We start from the raw sequence: 22,353 nt of genomic DNA on the forward strand, positions 1-22,353 counted from the left end.
TAGATTTTTTCTTCCCTTGCAACCCCTTATTTCACTTATTTTCAACGGGTGTTGCTTTTTTCGACTAAAAAGATGAAAAACATGAATTTTCACTCATTTTTTAATCATTATTCATATTTATTTTCATCATTCATTTAAATTTTACGAATCATTTTCATTTTTATACACACTGGAGCTCATATATTTTGATGTTTTATTTTCCAAAATGTTTTTTTACGCTACATTGAATAAAAATTAAGTTGAATTGCTCGCATGATGCGCTCCATTATTTTGATCTTTTCCTTTTTATGCATTGCATATTTTGCTGTACAACGTTTTATTCATCCTCAATTAAATCACAATTCAACTTTAGATCGGCTTCAATACCCCATTGATCAACGCCTAAGATATCGTATTGGTTTTATTGACCCAAGATTTCAACTTGATGCAGAGGCATTACGCCAAATAACTCAAGAGGCAGCGAATATCTGGGAAAATCAAACTCAACAAAAGTATTTTGTTTACGACCCTAATGCTCGTCTTACAATTAATCTCATTTTCGATGAACGTCAAAATGAATCCAATTATAGAAAGCATACGCTAAAGCAATTTGAAAATAACAAATTATTAGCCGACCAAATGCGATTACAGCTAGAACAAGAATCACAACAACTTGAATTTTTAAAACAGCAAATTGAACAGCAGCAACACAACTATAGTAATGATCTAGATCAACATAATAATTTCGTCCACCACATTAATGGCTTAAACACATCTATTACAGATTCACAACTTCAGCAGATCAATAATTCTAAGACACGACTCACACAACAGAAGCTTGGGATTGAAAGCAATATTGAACGATTTAACACCTTACGAACAGAACTCAACGATAAAGTTGAAAAATTCAATCAATCCCAACACCAACAACGTAAAGCCATTGATAAATTCAACCAAGTTTTTAAAGCCAAAATGTTCCACAAAGGCGAGTTTAATGGTCGCGAAGTCAATATTTATGAATTTCAATCTATAGATGAGCTTCGAATCACATTGGCTCACGAATTTGGTCATGCATTAGGTCTTCAGCATACTAATGACCCCAATGCCTTAATGTATCCAATTCTAGAAAAGCAGAATTTCTCCAATTTTAAATTGACTGCTGCTGATCTCGAACTCCTCAAAAGTCGATAAAATCAGCACCACAGCTCAATCCCATAATTAAATTAAGGATTTAATTGAATAGTTTTGAATTCGTGTTAAGGTATTTTAAAATTAATCAGAGGAGAGAGACGTGAGTTATTATCATATTATTCTTGAGGTAAATGATCATATCAGCACGATCGAGGAAACTCGTGATATTGAAATATTTGATATTGTCGAGCTTCAACCTTATCTCTACTCAATTTTACTGCCATATTTCAATAAACAACTCATCGAACTCGATGATGAGAACATTAAATTCGAAGACGTCTTACATATTCAAATTAAGCAAACATTATTACCTATTCAAGATTTAATTGAAGAGGAACAACGCCAGCTTCCAAGCGATACAGATGTCACCATTACAGCTTATGAAATTTTTAACGATCGAGAATTAAGTCAAGATGTAACCTTAGTCATTTTTGACTTACTCGATGCTGTTAAAATCGATCGCTCTATTATTTAGAAACATCATCAGAAAAAAGGTCAACCTATGTTGACCTTTTTTAATCCGAGAACCTATTTATTGCATCATCAGCTGAGCCTGCTCATTTCTAAATGCACTCAATATCTGCTGTCCCGCTCGACCTGTAGGATTTAAGCCCAATCGGGTTTGCTCTTGACGAATTGCCTGTCGAGTTTTATCCCCAATTAAACCATCAATCGCACCAATATCGTAACCGCGCTGGATTAAATAGCGTTGAATTTCTCGGCGTTCTGCTCTTGATGTACCAGGATCATCAGTCGGCCAAGCTTTTGCAATTTTAGCTTTTCCTTGCAATCGATCTGATAAATGTGCGATTGCCAACGCATAACTTTCTGCTGCGTTATAACTATATATAGCATCAAAATTTTTAAATACTAGAAAGACTGGCCCAGCACTGCCAGCAGGCGCAAGCAACCCAGCTTGAGAAGAGGCAGAAAGATTACCCTGAATTAAAGGGGAACCATCCACTCTATTCAATCCTTGATTGACCCAATAAGACAATGCTTTCTTATTACGTCGCCCCTCACCTACAACTGACATTCCTGCAGGAATCTGCACTTCAAATCCCCAAGGTTGACCAGTTTGCCATCCTCTTTTCTTCAAAAAATTTGCTGTTGAAGCCAAAGCATCTGGAATACTCGAGACTAGATCACGTCGTCCATCACCATCAAAATCTACAGCAAGCTCATCATAGGTTGAAGGCATAAACTGAGTATGACCAAAAGCCCCTGCCCACGATCCTCTCAATTGTTCTTCCCGAATATCACCACGCTGTAAAAGTTTCATCGTGGTAAAAAATTCACCTCTAAAATACGATTGACGGCGCCCCTCACAGCTTAAAGTTCCCAAAGCTTGAAGCAATGGATAGCGTCCAGAAATATCACCATAGTTACTCTCAACTCCCCAAACTGCAACCACCATTTCAGCTGGAATGCCATAAGCCACACTTACACGGTCAAGTGTTTCTCGATGCTGTCGAAGTTTCTGTTGCCCCAATTGAACACGTTCATCATCAACTAAACCTGACAAATAATCCCAAATTGGCGTCGAAAATTCAGGCTGATAATTTAAACGTTCAATCACAGAATAGTCAGGAGTTAAATTCTGCGTGTAACGATCATACGTCGCCGAGCTAACCCCTCTAGTGATAGCTTGTGATTTTAAATTCGAGATGCATTGCTGAAAATTAGGAGCGGATGACACAGTTGGCGTCATGGATGGCGAGGCTGTCACAGACTGACCATTAATAATCAACTCAGCATGAGTTTGAGATATCGCTAAAAAAAATGAACCTATCGTGAGTGCAAGCCGTTGCATAAGACCCTGTAATTCTAAAATGTTGGAATTATGTCTTTACATTAACAGCTCACTCTAAAAATTAAAGCATCGAATCGTAAATTTAAATTCATACTTTCTACTTTTTTTAAATTTATTTTGAAAATTTAAATTTAAAAACTTATCCACAACCTAGTTTTAAATTCATTTTTTATTGAATTTAAATTTAAACCCCCACACAACATTTAAATTCAAAAAAACTTATCCACAATCACCCAACACCGCAAATCAACCTAAATTACTGAAAATTATAAGCATTAAAATAATTTAATTTACTCAATAGATAAAAATTTAGATATAAATCTTTAAATACATTTTTGAATTCAAACCTCAATAGCAACTTTGAATTCAAAATATCCTGCAAGCCTATTATTTTAAATTTAAAAACTGCGTATGCATTTTATTTGAATTTAAACCCACTTTGAATTCAAAGTTAAGATGGCTCACATAAGCTATAATCAAACTTATACACAGTTCAAAATATGTGTTCTAATCAGAACTAATAGTATAATTATTATGCAATTTTTTAAAATTTCATCCGACCAATGGCAAGTGATTTTTAAAGAGGCGCAATCTTGCCTTAAACAAGATAAATAAAAAAGCGACCACTCGTGTGATCGCTTTTTTTATCAGCAACTTAAAGTTTAGATGGTCATATCTTCACTTAATGCTAATGGGTTTGGTAAAATTTTCGACAATTGGCGACAGAGTGTAGTCAATTCTGAGCTATCGATTGGCATTAAGGTAATATGACCAATTTTACGACCTTCACGTTCTGACTTGTTATAAAGGTGCAAATGTGCACCCTCTAAAGCCAACACATCTTCAGTCTTTGGATGCTGACCAATAATGTTCACCAATACCGTTGGACGAATCATTTCAGTTGAACCCAAAGGTAGGCCTGCAACAGCACGGATATGGTTTTCAAACTGAGAGCACACAGCACCTTCAATCGACCAATGACCTGAGTTGTGTACACGTGGCGCCATCTCATTAGCATATAAGCCTTTGTCCGTCACAAATAGCTCAAGCGTCAGCACACCGACATAGTTCAAATGGTTAAGCAAGCGAGTGATGTAATCTTGTGCTACAGGTTGTAGATCTACACTGTTCGGTGCAGGGACAATCGAGTGCGATAAGATACCATTGTGATGGTGGTTCTCAGCCAATGGCCATGTTTTCACATCACCATTCTGACCACGTACTGCAATGATTGACACTTCACGCGAGAAAGTCACAAAACTTTCAGCAATCAATTCACCCGCAGGACCAAGTTCCGCCCATGCTTGATCAATTTGATCCGCAGTGCGTAAGACAAACTGACCTTTACCATCATAACCACCACGTGAAGTTTTTAGTACGATTGGAAGACCAAGTTCAGCGACCGCGTTTTGTAAACTTTCTAGTGATGTCACCGCTTTGTAAGGTGCTACTGGAATATCTAACTCATCAAATAACGCTTTTTCAGACAAGCGATGCTGAGCAATCGCTAAAGCCTGACGCGGGGGATGCAGTTGCTTAGTTTCAGTTAATACGTCTACATCTGACAATGGCGTATTTTCAAATTCTAAAGAAAAGACTTCTGCACTATTAATGAAATCATGTAAGCCATTTTTAGCTTGAGTTGAGATCACTGGACCCAAAGCAGCAGAAGGGCAGTCTGTACTTGCTTCAAAAAAAGTACATTGAATATTTAATGGAAGTGCCGCCTGCGCCATCATTCGACCCAATTGACCGCCACCAAAAATACCGATGGTTTTATCCATAAGATTTCTCTCGAATTAAGCTTGACCAGGAATATTTTTACTCGCAACTTTCTCAGTTTGCGCTAAACGAAAATCGGCTACGTTCTTTGCAATATCTGGGCGAGTTAAACCTAAAATTTGTGCCGCCATAATCGCAGCATTGGTCGCACCTGCAGGACCAATTGCCAATGTACCAACAGCAATACCTGCTGGCATTTGTACAATTGAAAGCAATGAATCAACACCATTCAAGATCGAAGATTTAACCGGTACACCTAGAACAGGAAGATCAGTCTTCGCTGCGCACATACCCGGTAAATGCGCTGCACCACCAGCACCCGCAATAATCACTTGGATACCACGATCACGAGCTTGCTCAGCATATTCAAACAAACGATCTGGCGTACGGTGTGCTGACACAACTTCCGCTTCAAAAGGTACACCAAGCTGATTCAACATATTGGCAGTGTGTTCGAGTGTCGCCCAGTCTGACTGAGAGCCCATGATAATTCCAACGAGAGGAGTGTCTTGTGAAGCGGCCGCATTCATTGCAATGTTTCCAGAGATTAAAGTAAGAGAGATAAATCTCGACGAGAGCCAAGCTTTAATAAGAACTCACTATTATAGACTGAAAATGAATAGGTCTAAAGTTAAGCTGATAAAATAAGGATTAAAAATATATACTTGTTAATAGACATAAAAATGAATTTTATGATTGGTCATTGTTCGGCCTTAAACGTCTGGCTCATTCAAGACAAATTGAATTTAGATAAAACTGAACTAAGCCATTCAAATTAAAAATAAAAAGGAGAATATAGAATGTTGTTTAAACTAAAATTATGGTGGAATAACCCTGCAGAAAACTTATGGTTTACACCAGCACTTGGGGCTTTATTAGCAATTTTTTTCTCTCTGTTTGCAACCGCAAGTCGTTATTTTATTCCATCACACGCAGTTCCAAATATCAGTATTGAAACACTAAGTAGCCTACTGGATATCATTGCTTCGAGTATGCTAGCGGTCACTACATTTTCACTTTCGATTATGGTTGCCGCATTTGCTTCAGCTTCCTCAAGTGGTACGCCACGTGCTTATAAGCTGATGATGAATGATGATAATACTCGTCTTGCAATTACCAGTTTTATTTCCGCATTTATCTATGCCGTCATCGCAAAAATCGCTTTGGGTTTACAATATTATGGCGTTTCGGGTCGTTTTGTCTTATTCGTAAGTACCATTTTGGTTCTCATTTATTTGATTGTGACACTGATCCGTTGGGTTCAAACATTGTCTCAGCTTGGCACACTAACCAATGCTATTTCTAAAATTGAAACAGCAGCATCTAAAGCTTTAAGTACATTTCGTACACATCCCAACTTTGGCGCTTCTGGACAAAAACCATTAGGCGAAAGTCAACTCAAAATACACCCAAAACAGACAGGTTATTTTACTCATTTTGATATTGAGTCCTTAAATCTTCTTGCTCAAACTCACAATGCACATATTCATCTTGCATTTCTTCCTGGGAAATTCGTGGACCCATCACTGGTTCTGATTGAAGTCTTTGCAGAAAATCTAATAGATGATGAAGAATTAAAAAATTTAGAACAACAAATTCATGAATACGTGATTATCGAAATGAACCGTAGCTTTTTACAAGACCCAAGATTTGGTTTATTGGTCATGAGTGAGGTTGGACAAAAAGCGATGTCAGCTGCAATTAATGATGTGGGTTCAGCAATTAGTGCGATCAATGCCTTAACTCGGATTATTATTGATAGTCAGCCAGATCCAGAACAGAAAACTTTTAATTTCTCGAATATCAGTGTCGCTATGTTTGATATTCGTGAGTATATTAACAGTAGCTTTGCACCTATGGCACGGGACTGTATAAGTAATATCGAATTAAATCAAAGAATAATTAAATGCTTATCCATGATTGAAAAAAATGTATCTGAACCAGAACTACGGGAAGCTGCTCATGAAATGGCACATGAAATCTTGGCACGCTGCTTAAAGCATTTTGAATTTGAGCCTGATCGTCAAAGATTAGTTCGGGAATATGAAAATAACTTTAGTTAATCTTTAACCTTATGAATCATGGTGTTCTAAATACAAAATACACACAACCACATAAGCAAAGTGCAGCCCATACATAATCCAATTTGAAAGGCTGTTTAAACATGAAAATCATGAAAGGAACAAATACCAATAGCGTAACGACTTCCTGAGTGATTTTCATTTGTCCCACAGCCCAGCCATTTTGAGCCAGCATCTTGGTTGCAGGAATCATCAAACTGTATTCGAATAATGCAATGATCCAACTAAATAGAATGGCTTGCCATAAAGGGGCATCATGCGGCAAAAATTTTAAATGACCATACCACGCCAAAGTCATAAAGCAATTTGCTAAAATCAGAAGCAATAAAGGTAAATAAATCATTTAAATCTCAAGTTAAATCGTCCGCGTTATTCTACGATTAAATCATTTCGTTTCATCATACTAGATTAAAAATATTCATATATTTTAGTTCATAAATTTAAAAATTTATTTCTGCAAAATTTTACGGAAGGCCTTCTAATAATCACTATCTTTTCACCAAGAGCCTTGTTATCGTTGACATCAAATCAAATAACACATGACAAAAGCACCAAAAAGATGTTTGTGTCGAAAAGAGTAGTGGAGTAAATCATCATGCATCTGCATATTTTGGGAATCTGTGGCACCTTTATGGGATCTTTAGCACTGTTAGCTCGAGATCTAGGGCACACAGTGACAGGCTCGGACCAAAATGTGTATCCACCTATGTCGACACAACTCGAAAATGCGGGTATTACCTTAATGCAAGGTTATGACCGTAGTCATTTGCAACCACACCCAGATTTAGTGATCGTTGGTAATGCCATGAAACGTGGAATTGATGCCGTTGAATACATGCTAAATCAGGGGTTACCCTATATCTCTGGACCACAGTTTCTTGCCGAGCATGTGTTACAAGGTAAACATGTATTAGGGGTTGCTGGTACGCACGGAAAAACAACCACTACCACGATGTTAGCTTGGGTATTAGATCAAGCGGGCTTAGAACCGGGCTTTTTAATTGGTGGTGTACCACTTGGATTTAAAGAAAGTGCTCGTCTAGGCGGAGGTCAATATTTCTGTGTAGAAGCAGATGAATACGACTCTGCCTTCTTTGATAAACGATCTAAATTTGTTCATTACCATCCAAAGACAGCTATTCTAAATAATCTTGAATTTGATCATGCAGATATCTTTGATGATCTCGCTGCCATTCAAAAACAATTTCATCATTTGGTTCGTACTATTCCAAGTGAAGGCCGTATCATCGCACCAATCACTGAATCAAATATTGATGAAGTTTTGGCACAAGGCTGTTGGACACCGATCGTCCGTACATCGCTTGAATCTCATGATCAAGCAACTATCTCTGCAAACCAACTTTCTGCAGATGGTACTCACTTCCAAGTCTTAAAAGACGGCGAAGTAAAAGGTACAGTCCAATGGTCGATGACAGGTCAACACTCCGTTGCAAATGCTTTAGCAACCATTGCGGCTGCAGAGCATGTAGGTGTTTCCATTGAAACTGCATGCGAAGCATTATCGAATTTTGGTGGTGTAAAACGCCGTATGGAGCTCCTCGATACCATTCGAGGTATTGAAGTTTTCGATGATTTTGCTCATCACCCAACAGCAATTGACACAACACTGGATGGTGCTCGTAAACGACTAGGCGAACGTAAACTATGGGCGATTATTGAGCCTCGCTCAAATACGATGCGAATGGGAAGCCACAAAGATGGTTTAGCATATTCTGCTCGATTGGCAGATGAGGTGATTTGGTATCAACCTGAGGGTTTAGATTGGGATTTACAACCTGTTGTTGAAGCTGCTCCGAATAAAGCTGTGGTAGCGCGTACTTTAGAAGAGATCATTCAAACTGTCGTGAATGATGCAGGCGAGGGGGATGCCGTTGTGATCATGTCAAATGGTGGTTTTGGTGGTTTGCATCAAAAACTCATTCAAGCACTCAAAGCAAAAGAATAAATAAAAAAGCCCGCTCTGCGGGCTTTTTTATATTTAAGCGATAACGTCATGATACTCATTATGAAAACGCTTAAACATGACAACCACATAAGAGCAAGTTGGAACAATTTTTAATTTTTCTGTACGAGCAAATTCTACAAGTCGATCTAACAATAACTTTGCAGTTCCTTGTCCACGTAAACGATCATCGACCCAAGTATGATCCGCTATAATGATCTGTGGAGTTTGGTAACGATAGCTGATTTCTGCAATTCTTGATTGATCTGCGTCCGTGAGATAAAACTCACCGCCTTTCACACTATCGATATGTTCAAACTGCATATGACCGCTCACTATATGATTTTATTTAAACAGAACATCGTGGATTGCTTCATCTTTGTTGAAAACAGATTTAGCAAATGGACAAAGCGGTAAGATTTTAACATTCTTTAGACGAGCTAATTCCACCGCACGGTCAACAAGTTGACGTCCCACGTTTTGCCCTCTTAATGAATCATCAACCCAAGTATGATCAATAATAAATTTATCTTCACCTGCCCATGAATAAGTCATTTCAGCTAAATGATGGCCATCTTCACCAATAAAAAACTCACCTTTTGATCCATTTTCTTGATGTTTAATTTCTAACATTATCATTATCCTATCATTCGTTATTAAATATAGATTAGAACGACATATTTACATAACACTATGAAAAAATGGGACAAACTTGTCTATCAATTACAAATTCAAAACTTTAATTTATTTTAAAAAAAGAAATATTATAAAAAACAAAAATATATATTGTCAGTCACAATAGTTAAATGTTATTTTTTTACCATATAAATGTATTATTATTGTTAAAAAATTAATGAGTAAATGAGTATGGATATCTATTTAATATCAATTGCAGTATTGATCATCATTGCAATGATCTTATTAATTTCAATTTTTAAAGACAAATTTAATAACCCATTTAAATAATTTGCACACAACTTATAAGTGTGTCATCCTTCGTGCACTCGAAATCAAATAAAATGATTTCAACGTAATTTATTATCAAATTTGAACAAGGGGAGTAGCCTCCTCCAACAGTACTTAAATACTGTGTCAGAATATCGTCATTACACTTTGAAAAAAGTCGGTATCTGAGCATCATTTCGATTATCTAAAAAATGCATAATCAAAATGGTGTAGGCAAGACCTTGATCATGTTGTTTCAGAATTATTATCTGGCAACTGATCGAGGTTTTTTTATGCCAAAATCAATTGCCAGTATTGGAGATTACTATGGAAACCATAGGCAATATTTGGCTGTATGTCATTTTTTTTGGCATCGTCACGATTATGCTCTTAATTGACTTTCTAGGTTTTAAACAAAAAGAAGGTCAAGAAGTTAAAGTTAAAACTGCTGCTTATTGGAGTATTGCATGGGTCACTGTCGCAACACTTTTTGGTGGTGGACTATGGCTATATCTAGAAAATACCGCTGGTATAAACGTAGCCAATACGAAAGTTATGGAATATTTTGCCGGCTATTTACTGGAAAAGTCACTCGCAATTGATAACGTCTTTGTGTGGTTAATGATTTTTGCTGCATTCGCTATACCTCCTGCACTTCAACGTCAATTACTCCTTTATGGCGTATTGGGCGCTATTATTCTCAGAACAATTTTTATTTTTATCGGTGCGTGGTTCGTTCAGGAATTTTCTTGGATCCTCTATATCTTCGGTGCTTTCCTTGTATACACCGGATTTAAATTCCTTAAAGGACAAGAGGATGATCCAAATATTGAAGATATGGCCATTCTGAAATGGCTACGTAAACATATGCGAATTACTCCTCAATTGGAAGGAAATAAATTTTTCGTAAGGCAAAATGGCGTTCTATGTGCAACCCCATTATTTTTAGTGCTGATTTTAGTCGAGGCATCTGATGTTATTTTTGCAGTCGATTCTATTCCAGCGATTTTTGCGGTCACCACTGATCCTTTTATCGTCCTTACAGCTAACTTGATGGCTATCCTCGGTCTACGGGCTATGTTTTTCTTACTGTCTGGAGCCGCTTCAAAAATGCATTATTTGCCTTATGGACTTGGGGCTATTTTAATTTTTATCGGTTTCAAAATGCTTATGCTTGACGTATTTCATATGCCAATTTGGATTTCATTAAGTTTTATCGTGATTGTCCTTTCAATTACTGCATGGCTTTCAATCCGTTATAGTAAAAAACATCATCAAATGACCTTATAAGGTCAAACTTTGTTGAATTCAATAAAGCCTTCATCTGAAGGCTTTATTTATATCCTTAGATGAGCCATCTAATTCACAATGCTTAACTTAGGCCATCGTTCCAAAAAACATTTTGACTTAACCCTATGTTCAAAGACTCCACGTGAAACCAAACGATTATTCCACCTTAATTTTAACGTAAATAAATCTTCAAGCCCCAAAGGGGCGAGGATTTCAATATGATTATTCTCCATTAATTTGATAGCGATTGCGGTTGCCGTTTCTGGCCAAAAACTCATAGCATGATGTACTGAAGTATATGGATCAATTTGAGCACCTTCATCAGTTCTGTACCAATGATGTACCAGAGCTTGATTTGTAATGTCCCAATGAATATTAGGATATCTATGTTGAAGTGCACCCTTTAAATAATTTCGTCTCTCATCCATTTTTTCTGAAGGATCAAAATAAATGACATCAATTTCAGTTTCAAAAATGGAATAATTTTGATTATGTAAATAAGACCAGATCCAATTTCGAATCAAGCCCGCACTAAAATAGGCCGCACTATCAATCTGCCGTAAACACTGTAAAAGTTCATAGATATCTGCATTAGATCGTATTAAATGGCTTAACTTCTCATATAAGTCCATGGGTGAATTCACTTTATATATTTTGATTAGAATTTAATATTTCCACTCAGCTCTCCAATTTTAAATGTTAAGAGACGGTTGGCAAAGATCTTGCATCATCTCCAAAGAAAAAAGCTCAGTAAATTTAGCGCAGCTCTTCGGAGCTCTTTTTTAGGAAATGACGATGAATATGATTCCCGCATTAAATCCACTCAGTGCACCTTGCCAATGTAGTTTCGACTTACAAGATTGGGAAATTCTCGCGCAATATTGGTATCCAGTGGCTCGTATTCAAGATGTTTCAACCACACCACATCAGGTCACTTTACTTGATGTAAAAATGGCGATTTACCAAACTGACAATGGGGAAATTCGATTAGTGCGTGATATCTGCCCTCATCGTGGTGTACCTCTAAGTAAAGGATGGGTAGAGGGTGAAGAAATTATTTGCCGATATCACGGGTTAAGATTCGACCTTGCTGGGAAGTGTACGAAAATTCCTGCTCAACCTGATTTAACTAAGATATCTGACCGTTTTAGTTTAACCCAATTTCCAGTAATTTTGAGATATGGACTGGTCTGGACTAGCTTGCATGGACGTGATTTTCAACACAATAATATTCCCCAACTTGACACTTGGGATCATCCTGATCATCAGTCTATTTTACCTCCATATGTTGATATTGCAGGCTCAGCAGGTCGTCAACTCGAAGGATTCATTGATGTAGCTCACTTTGCATGGGTGCATCACGAAGCTTTTGCAGATCGAAACAACCCAGTTGTACCGAAATACCATACTGAGAGAACAGACTATGGTTTAAAAACAATTTATATTAGTGGTGTCAGTAATTACCCGCATGCTTTGAAACACCTAGAGCCAGAAGGTTTTGAGTGGAAAAGAACTTTTGATATTTACCCACCATTTTCAGCGATATTAACTGTAGATTTTCCAGACAATGGGATTTTAAAAATCTTGAATGCGTGTTGTCCTGTATCGGTCAATCAAACCAGATTATTTGTTCCTTTGACGCGTAATTTTGATCAGACTGGAGATTTACAAGCAGTCTATGATTTTAATGCCCAAATTTTTGCCGAAGACCAAGATATCGTAGAATCGCAAAAACCTGAAGAATTACCACTTGATTTAATGATGGAAGCGCATTTTGAGGCTGATCGATCTTCGACTACTTATCGTCGTATTCTCGCAGAGTGGGGGCTCAGCAAACGATATACAGTTTAATTAAGATAGATCAGTTACAATCAATCGAAAAAATTAAAAGTGTAGGTTTTAAATGTCTTCTGTAGTTGCATCGACGGCGATTCGCGGTCGCTTCCTAGATATTCAGAATACGGTTGCCCAAGCGCGTGAAATTCACGACCAAGTGCGTTACGTAGAAGATGGTTTATTGATTACTCAAGCGGGTAAAATTCAATGGTTTGGTCGTTGGGAAGATGGGCAACAACAGCTCCGTCAGCTTGAATCCTCTATCCAAGTTGAGCATTACCCAGATCAACTGATTGTTCCTGGTTTTATCGATACGCATATTCACTTTCCTCAAACTGAAATGGTAGGTGCGTATGGCGAACAATTACTCGAATGGCTGAACACTTATACCTTTCCTACAGAAATCCAATTTCAAGACAAAGCTTATGCAGACCAAATTGCACACTTTTTTGTCAATGAGCTGCTGAAAAATGGCACAACGACTGCATTGGTTTTTTGTACAGTTCATAAAGAATCTGTTGATGCACTATTTGAAGCGGCAGAACAATACCAGATGCGTTTGATTGCAGGCAAAGTATTGATGGATCGTCATGCACCTGAAACACTGATAGACACCGCTGAAAATGCTTATACAGATAGCAAAGAATTGATTGAGAAATGGCATGGTAAAGGTCGAAACCTTTATGCCATTACGCCTCGCTTTGCGCCTACCTCTACACCAGAACAATTAAAAAGAGCAGGGCAGTTAAAAACTGAATATCCTGATGTATATATTCATACTCATTTGAGTGAAAACACCAATGAAATCGCTTGGGTGAAAGAGCTTTTTCCTGAGCAAAATGGCTATTTAGATGTGTATCACCACTATGGATTAACAGGCAATAAATCTGTTTTCGCTCACTGCGTTCATTTAGAAGAGCATGAATGGGATTGTATGCATCAAACAAACTCTGCAATCGCCTTCTGCCCGACTTCAAACCTCTTTCTAGGAAGTGGATTGTTTCCATTGAAAAAAACCTGGGATAAACAAGTCAAAGTCGGTCTTGGCACAGACATCGGTGCGGGGACTTCATTTAATCAGCTTCAGACGTTGAATGAAGCCTATAAAGTTCAACAACTCCAAGGCGACAAATTATCTGCATTTGAATCGCTTTATCATGCGACCCTAGGTGGAGCAAAAGCATTAGCGCTCGAGGATAAACTTGGTAACTTTAATATTGGAAAAGAAGCGGATTTTGTTGTATTAAATTTGAATGCCACTGCATTACAAACATTAAGACAACAACGCGCTAAAAATATTGAAGATGCACTTTTCGCATTGTTTACCATGGGTGATGATCGAAATATTGAGGCGACTTATATTTATGGACAAAAAGCATATCAACAATCAGCATCCTAATGCTCAGACTCAACCACAACACCCAATTAAAAAATATGTGTTGATTGGTGCTGTATTCTTAGTTTGTGCTGTCGTACTAAAACGCGATGCGCATTAATAAACCATTAGTTTACATTTCGTTTTTTTAAAAAGGGTGCAACATTCTGGGATATGTTTTAAAATCGAAGCATATTTCAGGTGTTGCAGGTCAACACCTTTTTTAATTTTAGAATTGTTGTTTTAGGTATCTACCCATGACCATTGACATGAAAGTGTTGATTTCCGCTGAAGAAATTCAAGCGAAAGTTAATGAACTTGGTAATCAAATTAATGCTCACTATGCAAATAGTGATCGAGAATTGGTTCTTGTAGGCTTACTTCGCGGTTCAGTGATTTTCATGGCAGACCTATGCCGCACCATTGAAAAACCACACGAACTCGACTTTATGACAGTTTCAAGTTACGGCAGTGGAACGACTTCTAGTCGTGATGTTAAAATTCTAAAAGACCTTGATGGTGAAATTCGTGGTAAAGATGTTCTTGTCGTAGAGGACATCATCGATTCAGGTAATACGCTGAGTAAAGTGGTAGAAATCCTTGAAACTCGTGAGCCAAACTCTATCAAACTTTGCACGCTGATCAGTAAGCCTTCTCGAAGAGAAATCGACTTGGAAGTAGAGTTTCTAGGATTTGAAGTTGAAGATAAATTTATCGTAGGTTATGGACTAGATTACGATCAAAAATACCGTCACATTCCATTCATTGGTGAAATCGGTCTGTAATTTTTTTTAAGAAAGTGGCATATGCCACTTTTTTTATAAACAACAAAATAACAACAACATGTAGCGTGATTCTTCTTTTCAAACATCGATACATAATCAACTATATTTGAGCGACACAATAAAAATTCATGATAAAAAGGAGAACAAATATGTTTTCACTTATTGGAGCTATTCTTATCGGTTTTATAGCAGGTTTAATTGCTCGCGCAATTCATCCTGGTGACGATAAAGCAGGCTTCATCGTCACGACGTTATTAGGTATTGCTGGTTCATTACTTGCTACATATGGTGGACGCCTTCTTAATATTTATCCCGAAGGTTCATCGGCAGGTTTTATTGCTTCAGTCATAGGTGCAATTATCGTTCTGTTTATTTATAACCTCGTTACCAAAAAATCTTAACGAAAAAAAGCACCTTGTTAAGGTGCTTTTTTTCATTTCTATGAACTAGATTTTATAAGTTCAGCTCTTTCCAAATTTTTTCAATTTCTGAAGCTGGATAAGCGCCTGTTACCTTAAATCCATTTTCAAAAATAATTGCTGGCGTTCCTTGAACACCTAGACGACGTCCAAGTTCCAAATTTCTTTCAATAGGGTTTGAACAATCAGCTTGGGCTGTTGGTTGTTGATTCTTTTGTAAAAGGGCATTCCATGCAAACTCACGGTTTGCGGAGCACCAAACTTGTTTAGAGGGCTGGATCGATTGAGATTTAATTGGATACATAAACGTATAAATTGTCACATCTTTTAACTGGCTTAAATTATTTTCAAGCGTCTTACAATATGGGCAATTTGGGTCAGAAAAGATCGCGAGCTGACGCTTACCATTCCCCCTTACAGTCTTAATGGCATCTTGAAGTGGAAGTTGTTTAAAGTCTACTGAATTATGTTTCAGCACCAAATCACGTGTTAGATTTTTTTGATCTTCGATACGAATCATTGATCCAAAGAATAAATGCTTAGCTTCTTCATCAATATAAATAATCTGATTGTCTAAAGATCCGCTATAGAAACCTTTCATCTCAGTTTTTTGTAAATTTTGAATATTCAATTTTGGGTGCTGCGTTTTAATTTTTTGCTGAAGCAATTCAATATTCGCAAAACTAGAACTTGTAGACAGTGCAAGTAAAGCACTGATTAAAATTTTTTTATACATAAGTTGAGCATATGTTTGATGGATATTATTGCTTATTCTAATCTTCTACTTTCTACAAAGATCAGTTTTTATGTAATTTTAAACCTCATAAATTGTTTCACGTGAAACCAAATATGACAGTTGAATTTTAACTGATTGAAGATAATTGACTCATGCTTAACAGTCGACATAGACTAATGAATCTTCGTATCAGCACTGCTGTTCTATAAGACAAATAATGAATGAAAACCAATCGTGGCGAGATTTTATTCTCGTAAGTATCGCACTCTGTATCGGCACCATTGGAACAGCACTTGCTAGCCCACTTTATCCAATTTACCAAGAATTATGGGGGTTAAACCCGAGCGATATCACCTTTATTTTCGTTTCCTACATGCTAGGGTGCCTGACCACCTTACTGTTTTTGGGCAGAACCAGTAATACCATTGGTTATGTAAAAACTATGCAACTTGGGCTCATTTTTATCACCATTGGCTTGTTAATGTCTATCTTTGCGAGCGATGTCATGTCTCTCTCATGGGGAAGATTTATCATTGGTATCGCATCTGGATTGATGACAACATCTGCTCTTATTGGGCTTATTCAAACTGTTCCAACTTCCCATAAACAAATTGCACCACAATTAAGCTCAATCATTACTGCTGTTGGATTTGGGTTAGGTCCTTTATTTGGGGGATTTTTTGCTGAATTCTTTGCATATCCTTTGGTAATACCTTATGTACCCATTGTGATAGGTTCAATATTTTGCTTCTTTAGTCTATTTACACTCAAACCTATACCTTTTGATGTGCAAAAATTTAATTTTGCTCCCAAATTATTAACACCACAATCACATGATCGCACTCAATTTTTTATACTGAGCTTGACTGCATTTGCTGTTTTTGCAGGATTTAGTTTATACGCCTCACTATCTCCTTCATTTGTTAAAGACATTTTGCCTTGGCACGGTCCACTGATTAGTGGTTCTGCCATTACTGTCATTTTACTGATTTCAGCTGCGACACAATTTTTTTCAAGATCAATCAAACCGCAATCCAGCCTATTACTCGGTATCATGACTTGCTTCATGAGCGTGATCGCTTTATTCCTCTGTATGGAGTTTAAAATTAGCTGGTTATTTTTCCTAAGCGATGGTCTGTTTGGGATTGGACATGGCTTAGCTTTACTTGGGGCTTTCGGACTTATTCATCACATGACCACACCTCACAATCGAGCCGCCGTCATGTCTACTTATCTCTTTATCGGCTATCTCGGAACGATTCTACCCATCCTAGCAGTAGGATATTTAGCTGACCATTTTGGGCTTACAAATGCAGTGATTTGGTTCTGTATTGCAATTTCAATCTTACTGATTGTTTTATTCATAAAGCAGATGATGGTTAAGCCAAGCAAGTTACCTTTAGCCAATTAACCAAAAAGCCCATTACTGGGCTTTTTAAACCACAGATAAAAACTCGTTTACTTCCCGATACAGAAAGAGCCAAAGATTTTTCCGAGTAAATCATCCGCACTAAAATCACCAGTAATTTCACCTAATGCATTCTGTGCGAGACGTAACGATTCTGCGACAAGCTCTCCTGCATGGTAAACAACAAGTTGTTCACGAGCTTCCGCAAGATAAGATTGAGTGCGCTTCATTGCGTCTAGGTGGCGTGTTCTTGCAATAAAGGTATCTTCTTCAGGCTGAAAGCCTGCATGTGCTGTAATCGCATCTACAAGCGATTGAACACCCATTTCTTGCTTGGCTGAGACCGTAATGTGTCTAAAGCCTTGGAGATCAGCAACTTTAGCTTCACTATCTACTAAATCACATTTGTTAGCGATTAAAATTAAGCGTTTAGGATCGATATAATTAGCAAAGTAAGTATCTGCCAAATGCATCGGATCTTCACCTTGACTCAAATCGTAAACCAAGAGTAGGAGATCAGCATTTTCTATTTCTTTAATCGCTCGACGAATACCTTCCTTCTCAACAATATCTCCCGTTTCACGCAGACCTGCTGTATCCGTCAGGGTAATTGGCAAACCATTTAGGCTTATTTTCTCGTGTAGTACATCACGCGTTGTACCTGCAATGTCCGTTACAATCGCGCGCTCAACACCAGCCAATGCATTCAATAAACTCGATTTACCTGCATTGGGTTTCCCTGCAATCACCACTTGTAAACCTTCACGCAGAAGTTGACCTTGGCGTGCTGATTGTTGTACTGCACCCACTGATGCTTGCACATCTTCCAATAACGCTAAAATTTTTCCATCTGCAAGAAAATCAATTTCCTCTTCAGGAAAATCAATCGCCGCCTCAACATGTAATCGTAAGTGAATGAGTTTTTCTAATACTGTATTTACTTTGGCCGAAAATGCGCCTTGCAATGAACGTACTGCAGAACGAGCAGCTGCTTGTGAAGTAGCATTAATTAAATCAGCAATTGCTTCGGCTTGGACTAAATCCATTTTTCCATTTTCAAAAGCGCGCATTGAAAACTCACCCGCTTTTGCTGCAATTGCGCCTAACTCTAACAGTCGACCCAATAATGTGTTTTGAATCACCGGTCCACCATGACCTTGTAACTCAACTACATCTTCACCCGTAAAAGAATTCGGATTTGGAAAACAAATCACCAAACCCTCATCCATGACTTGCCCATTCGCATCAAGAAATTGACGAAATGCAGCATAACGAGCAGGACCGAGTGCCTTACCAGTTAAAGCCTCTGCTATGGCATATGCCTTAGGACCAGACAGTCGAATTACACCTACACCTCCACGACCTGGCGGTGTTGCAATCGCAGCAATAGTGGTTTGATGTTGTAGGTTCGTCATTGAAATGATCTCAAAGCAAGGCAAAAAAAATCCGCCTAAGGATATCACCTTAAGCGGATCGATTCAGCTACTAACAAAACTTAGTTCGTAGATGCTGTATCTTCTTTTGCTAAGCGAGCTTTCTCAACACTCTTATTGATCAGACCTTGCTGAAGAATCGTGATCAAGTTGTTGACAATCCAGTAAAGCACAAGTCCAGCAGGGAAGAACAATAAGAATACCGTGAAAATAATCGGCATAAACTTAAAGACTTTTGCTTGCATTGGATCTGTCGGCTGTGGGTTCAACATTTGTTGAACATACATCGTTACACCCATCAACAATGGTAGGATAAACCATGGGTCCATTGCAGATAAATCTTGAATCCAACCTAACCAAGGAGCGTGGCGTAACTCAACAGACTCCATGAGCACCCAATACAAAGCCAAGAAAATTGGCATTTGAAGAAGTAAAGGTAAACAACCAGATAATGGATTGACTTGTTCACGCTTATAAAGTGCCATCATTTCTTGTGAGAAACGCATACGGTCTTCGCCGAACTCTTCTTTCATGCGTTGCATTTCTGGTGCAATCACACGCATTTTTGCCATAGAGCGATAGCTCTTAGATGAAAGAGGCCAAAGAATAAGTTTCACAAGAATTGTCAATAGAATAATTGACCAACCCCAGTTTCCAACAATGCCATGGAAGAATTGCAAACCTAAAAATAGCAATTTCGCAATTGGCCATAACCAACCATAATCAACCGTTTGATTTAAACCAGTTGCCAAGTCTTTTAATTCAGATTGAATTTTTGGACCTGAGTAGAATGTTGCATCAACAGTCATTGTTTTGCCAGCTGGCACATTAATGGTAGGCGAAGTAAAGCCAATGATATTCATACCATCAGCAGATTTACGTGACTCCATTTTTGCAGAATACGGCTGGTTACCGAAGTTACCAGGTACCCAAGCACTTACAAAGTAATGCTGAACCATTGCAACCCAACCACCTTGAGCCTCAACACTTAACTTTTCTTCATTAAAATTATCAAATTTTAATTTGTTATAGTGTTCATCAGGTGTACCCCAAGCACCACCTAAATAAGTGCCCAGCGTAAAGATTCCTTGATCAGTTTTACCTGGATCTTCAGAGTTGTCACGTTTGATCTGACCAAACATTTGACCTTGCCAGTTTTGCTGACTACGGTTAATCACTTGATAACTTACGTTAACTGGATATGCACCTTCTTGGAAAGTGAACGTTTTGATGATTTCAACACCATCAGCCGTTTTTAATACCATTGGTACTTTTAACACTTTCTCAGCTTCACCATCTTTATTGGTGGTTGCTTGAGCATCAGCTAAAGTATAAGTCGACTTTTCAAACTCAAATGTTGGACGTCCACTACGGCTACTGTCAGGTCCATTTAAACCAATTAAACCTGATTGAGCGACATAAGTACGTTTCTCATCATTTTCAAGCATAACGAACGGTTGTTCACTATTTTTACTTTTATCATGATTGAGTAGTTCAACACGGACAATGTCACCACCTTTAGGGTTAATCCAAAGATGATATAAATCAGTTTGAACAGCAACTAATTGTTGATTTGCTGTTGCAGGTGTAGTTGTGTCTTGTTGTTCAGCTGCAATATTTGCTTGCGGTATATCAGTTAAACCCGCTGTCGTTTGGCTCGTTGGCAGATCAGCAGAAACATCTTGGGCAACGACGGCAGCAGGTGCTGTCGCAGCAGTTGTTTCAGTTTGACCATAGTCTTTTTGCCAAGCAAGAATAAGCAAATATGCGGTGACAAACATGGCCCCGAGAATTGCAAACCTGGCCCATTGTTGCATATCGATTACCCCAATTGGTTAGAGTGATTTTTGGTTCAATAAACGCTCACGCAAGGGTACAGTAACGTGAGTCATTTGAGAATCTATTTGCTGAAATGAAATAAAACGAATTGCTTTTTTGGGAACAGGATCATATCCACTTCCACCCCACGGATGGCAACGACAAATCCGTCGCGTTGCATACCAGACACCTTTAATCGGGCCATGTATATGAATAGCTTCTAACGAGTATTGAGAACAAGTTGGGAAATAACGGCAACGAGGTCCAAGGAGCGGACTAATCGCAATTTGATAGAAACGAATCAACCAATGCAATATACGGACCATTGGCCACCTCTAACTTTGAGGAGAGGGAACTGATATTTTATGATGTTTTTTTACAAGACGCTGTAGCTTCTGCCATGCAAATTGTAATTGCTTATGCAATTCAGCATTCGGAATCGACTCAATACCTACCTTAGGCATGACCACAATATCCAACAAATCTATATCTTGCTGATTTAAGCGAAAACTTTCGCGAGCAATACGTTTTATTCGATTTCTTTCATGTGCACGGCGCACTTTCTTTTTAGCAACAACAATACCTAAACGGCTTTTAGGCTGTTTAGTTGGTGTAGCCAAAAATAAGAAATGGGGTTGATGCACTTTAAAAAGCGCACCATCAAATACACCTTTGTAATCTGCAGCACAGCGAATTCTCACCTCTGGACTGAAACTATAAAGTGTCATAACACCCAAATCGTCGATAAACTAAACTGGTATTAAACAGTTAAGCTGTGACGACCTTTTGCACGACGACGAGCTAATACTTGACGGCCAGCTTTAGTCGCCATACGAGCACGGAAACCATGAACGCGTTTACGCTTTAATTCAGATGGTTGGAAAGTACGTTTCATATCGAAACTCCAAAGTTGGTGTTCTATAAAGGTTCGCGATTGTATTGTGCATTGTTTGTTCTGTCAATATTAAACAGTATTGTGTAACACTTTTGATGAAAGTTGCTTGAGTCTGAGAAAGATACAAATTTGTTAAACAATCTATTTATACACAAAATAAATATATGTTTTTATTATAGTATTTAAGTTAACCACAGAAATATCCATAAACTTATACACAAGATGAAATTTAATTATGGCTGATTTTTGAATTTAAATTTAAACACAAGGAATGATTATCCACAGAAAACCGAATCTTATTAAATAAATTCAAATTTATAAATTTAAATTTATTATTATTAGGGTTGTAATTTTCTATGGATAAGGCATTATTTTTTTTTAAATATATGTACTTAGATTGTTGATAACTATGTTTTCATATTTTTTATAGATTGTGGATAAGTTATTGCTTTTATTTATCCACAGTTTGTGGAAAACCTTATCCACACCCTGTTTTAAATTTAAATTTAGACTTTTAAATTTGATTATTTGTGTTTAAAGTTCAAAATTACTCATGACATATGTGGATAACTTGGGTATGATTGCCTGCCCAATCTCATGGGGT

At 37.7% G+C, this 22,353-nt stretch carries 23 protein-coding genes and 1 pseudogene; 11 read left to right on the forward strand and 13 right to left on the reverse strand.

Annotation, left to right across the window (positions count from 1 at the left end):
* The first annotated feature begins 252 nt into the window (after window positions 1-252).
* Both AC1M9C_RS14255 and AC1M9C_RS14260 read left to right on the forward strand, forming a co-directional pair.
* Window positions 253-1,170, forward strand: coding sequence for a matrixin family metalloprotease (locus tag AC1M9C_RS14255; protein ID WP_481953932.1), 918 nt, complete (start codon window positions 253-255; stop codon window positions 1,168-1,170).
* Window positions 1,171-1,270: 100 nt separating this feature from the next.
* A complete protein-coding gene (locus AC1M9C_RS14260) occupies window positions 1,271-1,645 on the forward strand; it encodes a hypothetical protein (RefSeq protein ID WP_035270344.1) in 375 nt (124 codons plus the stop codon).
* A 57-nt stretch (window positions 1,646-1,702) separates the two neighbouring features.
* On the opposite strand, the gene AC1M9C_RS14265 is transcribed toward AC1M9C_RS14260, so the two are convergent.
* The 3 genes from AC1M9C_RS14265 to purE form a co-directional block, all read right to left on the reverse strand.
* Window positions 1,703-2,983, reverse strand: coding sequence for a lytic murein transglycosylase (locus AC1M9C_RS14265; protein ID WP_481953933.1), 1,281 nt, complete (start codon window positions 2,981-2,983; stop codon window positions 1,703-1,705).
* 662 nt (window positions 2,984-3,645) lie between these two features.
* Window positions 3,646-4,767: a 5-(carboxyamino)imidazole ribonucleotide synthase gene (locus AC1M9C_RS14270; RefSeq protein ID WP_481953934.1), complete on the reverse strand. Its 1,122-nt coding sequence runs from the start codon at window positions 4,765-4,767 to the stop codon at window positions 3,646-3,648.
* A 15-nt stretch (window positions 4,768-4,782) separates the two neighbouring features.
* On the reverse strand, window positions 4,783-5,295 hold the full coding sequence (purE, locus tag AC1M9C_RS14275) for a 5-(carboxyamino)imidazole ribonucleotide mutase (RefSeq protein WP_035270333.1): 513 nt from the start codon (window positions 5,293-5,295) through the stop codon (window positions 4,783-4,785).
* A gap of 270 nt (window positions 5,296-5,565) precedes the next feature.
* Between purE and AC1M9C_RS14280 the strand changes: the two genes are divergently transcribed.
* Complete coding sequence (locus AC1M9C_RS14280) at window positions 5,566-6,828, forward strand: DUF2254 domain-containing protein (protein WP_481953935.1); 1,263 nt, start codon at window positions 5,566-5,568, stop codon at window positions 6,826-6,828.
* Between the two features lie 16 nt (window positions 6,829-6,844).
* On the opposite strand, the gene AC1M9C_RS14285 is transcribed toward AC1M9C_RS14280, so the two are convergent.
* Window positions 6,845-7,189: a DMT family protein gene (locus tag AC1M9C_RS14285; RefSeq protein ID WP_035270328.1), complete on the reverse strand. Its 345-nt coding sequence runs from the start codon at window positions 7,187-7,189 to the stop codon at window positions 6,845-6,847.
* A 252-nt stretch (window positions 7,190-7,441) separates the two neighbouring features.
* Here AC1M9C_RS14285 and mpl point away from each other — a divergent pair, with 252 nt between their 5' ends.
* Entirely contained in the window at window positions 7,442-8,812 is a 1,371-nt protein-coding gene (gene mpl, locus AC1M9C_RS14290) for a UDP-N-acetylmuramate:L-alanyl-gamma-D-glutamyl-meso-diaminopimelate ligase (protein WP_481588065.1), read from the forward strand.
* Window positions 8,813-8,845: 33 nt separating this feature from the next.
* Here mpl and AC1M9C_RS14295 read toward each other — a convergent pair whose 3' ends face one another.
* Together AC1M9C_RS14295 and AC1M9C_RS14300 are read right to left on the reverse strand one after the other, a co-directional pair.
* Window positions 8,846-9,133: a GNAT family N-acetyltransferase gene (locus tag AC1M9C_RS14295; RefSeq protein ID WP_035268576.1), complete on the reverse strand. Its 288-nt coding sequence runs from the start codon at window positions 9,131-9,133 to the stop codon at window positions 8,846-8,848.
* Window positions 9,134-9,154: 21 nt separating this feature from the next.
* Complete coding sequence (locus AC1M9C_RS14300) at window positions 9,155-9,442, reverse strand: GNAT family N-acetyltransferase (protein WP_481588064.1); 288 nt, start codon at window positions 9,440-9,442, stop codon at window positions 9,155-9,157.
* Window positions 9,443-10,081: 639 nt separating this feature from the next.
* Here AC1M9C_RS14300 and AC1M9C_RS14305 point away from each other — a divergent pair.
* Window positions 10,082-11,044, forward strand: coding sequence for a TerC family protein (locus AC1M9C_RS14305; RefSeq protein WP_481953936.1), 963 nt, complete (start codon window positions 10,082-10,084; stop codon window positions 11,042-11,044).
* Window positions 11,045-11,112: 68 nt separating this feature from the next.
* Here the strand turns inward: AC1M9C_RS14305 and AC1M9C_RS14310 are convergent, their stop codons facing one another.
* Entirely contained in the window at window positions 11,113-11,676 is a 564-nt protein-coding gene (locus AC1M9C_RS14310) for a nucleotidyltransferase family protein (protein ID WP_180028803.1), read from the reverse strand.
* A 163-nt stretch (window positions 11,677-11,839) separates the two neighbouring features.
* On the opposite strand from AC1M9C_RS14310, the gene AC1M9C_RS14315 reads away from it, so the two are divergent.
* The 5 genes from AC1M9C_RS14315 to AC1M9C_RS14335 all read left to right on the forward strand — a co-directional run bounded on the left by AC1M9C_RS14315 (window position 11,840) and on the right by AC1M9C_RS14335 (window position 15,441).
* Entirely contained in the window at window positions 11,840-12,895 is a 1,056-nt protein-coding gene (locus AC1M9C_RS14315) for a Rieske 2Fe-2S domain-containing protein (RefSeq protein WP_481592396.1), read from the forward strand.
* 52 nt (window positions 12,896-12,947) lie between these two features.
* A complete protein-coding gene (gene guaD, locus AC1M9C_RS14320; RefSeq protein ID WP_481593978.1) occupies window positions 12,948-14,279 on the forward strand; it encodes a guanine deaminase in 1,332 nt (443 codons plus the stop codon).
* Window positions 14,245-14,376: a hypothetical protein gene (locus tag AC1M9C_RS14325; RefSeq protein ID WP_257219949.1), complete on the forward strand. Its 132-nt coding sequence runs from the start codon at window positions 14,245-14,247 to the stop codon at window positions 14,374-14,376. Before guaD ends, AC1M9C_RS14325 begins: the two co-directional genes overlap by 35 nt.
* Window positions 14,377-14,512: 136 nt before the next feature.
* Window positions 14,513-15,040: a hypoxanthine phosphoribosyltransferase gene (hpt, locus tag AC1M9C_RS14330; RefSeq protein ID WP_035268589.1), complete on the forward strand. Its 528-nt coding sequence runs from the start codon at window positions 14,513-14,515 to the stop codon at window positions 15,038-15,040.
* Between the two features lie 149 nt (window positions 15,041-15,189).
* A complete protein-coding gene (locus AC1M9C_RS14335) occupies window positions 15,190-15,441 on the forward strand; it encodes a GlsB/YeaQ/YmgE family stress response membrane protein (RefSeq protein WP_035268591.1) in 252 nt (83 codons plus the stop codon).
* 52 nt (window positions 15,442-15,493) lie between these two features.
* On the opposite strand, the gene AC1M9C_RS14340 is transcribed toward AC1M9C_RS14335, so the two are convergent.
* Window positions 15,494-16,195, reverse strand: a complete 702-nt coding sequence (locus AC1M9C_RS14340; RefSeq protein WP_481953937.1) for a DsbC family protein — start codon at window positions 16,193-16,195, stop codon at window positions 15,494-15,496.
* Between the two features lie 217 nt (window positions 16,196-16,412).
* Here AC1M9C_RS14340 and AC1M9C_RS14345 point away from each other — a divergent pair, with 217 nt between their 5' ends.
* On the forward strand, window positions 16,413-17,606 hold the full coding sequence (locus tag AC1M9C_RS14345; protein WP_092768718.1) for an MFS transporter: 1,194 nt from the start codon (window positions 16,413-16,415) through the stop codon (window positions 17,604-17,606).
* Between the two features lie 47 nt (window positions 17,607-17,653).
* Here AC1M9C_RS14345 and mnmE read toward each other — a convergent pair whose 3' ends face one another.
* The 5 genes and pseudogenes from mnmE to rpmH all read right to left on the reverse strand — a co-directional run bounded on the left by mnmE (window position 17,654) and on the right by rpmH (window position 21,749).
* On the reverse strand, window positions 17,654-19,018 hold the full coding sequence (mnmE, locus tag AC1M9C_RS14350) for a tRNA uridine-5-carboxymethylaminomethyl(34) synthesis GTPase MnmE (RefSeq protein ID WP_481953938.1): 1,365 nt from the start codon (window positions 19,016-19,018) through the stop codon (window positions 17,654-17,656).
* A gap of 80 nt (window positions 19,019-19,098) precedes the next feature.
* A complete protein-coding gene (gene yidC, locus AC1M9C_RS14355; RefSeq protein ID WP_035268599.1) occupies window positions 19,099-20,853 on the reverse strand; it encodes a membrane protein insertase YidC in 1,755 nt (584 codons plus the stop codon).
* Window positions 20,854-20,858: 5 nt separating this feature from the next.
* Window positions 20,859-21,180, reverse strand: a pseudogene (gene yidD / locus AC1M9C_RS14360) (membrane protein insertion efficiency factor YidD).
* A 9-nt stretch (window positions 21,181-21,189) separates the two neighbouring features.
* Window positions 21,190-21,582, reverse strand: a complete 393-nt coding sequence (gene rnpA / locus AC1M9C_RS14365) for a ribonuclease P protein component (protein ID WP_035268604.1) — start codon at window positions 21,580-21,582, stop codon at window positions 21,190-21,192.
* Between the two features lie 32 nt (window positions 21,583-21,614).
* Window positions 21,615-21,749, reverse strand: a complete 135-nt coding sequence (gene rpmH, locus AC1M9C_RS14370; RefSeq protein ID WP_000831329.1) for a 50S ribosomal protein L34 — start codon at window positions 21,747-21,749, stop codon at window positions 21,615-21,617.
* Window positions 21,750-22,353: the final 604 nt, after the last annotated feature.

It is taken from the genome of Acinetobacter sp. 24-47-39 (genome assembly GCF_056783825.1).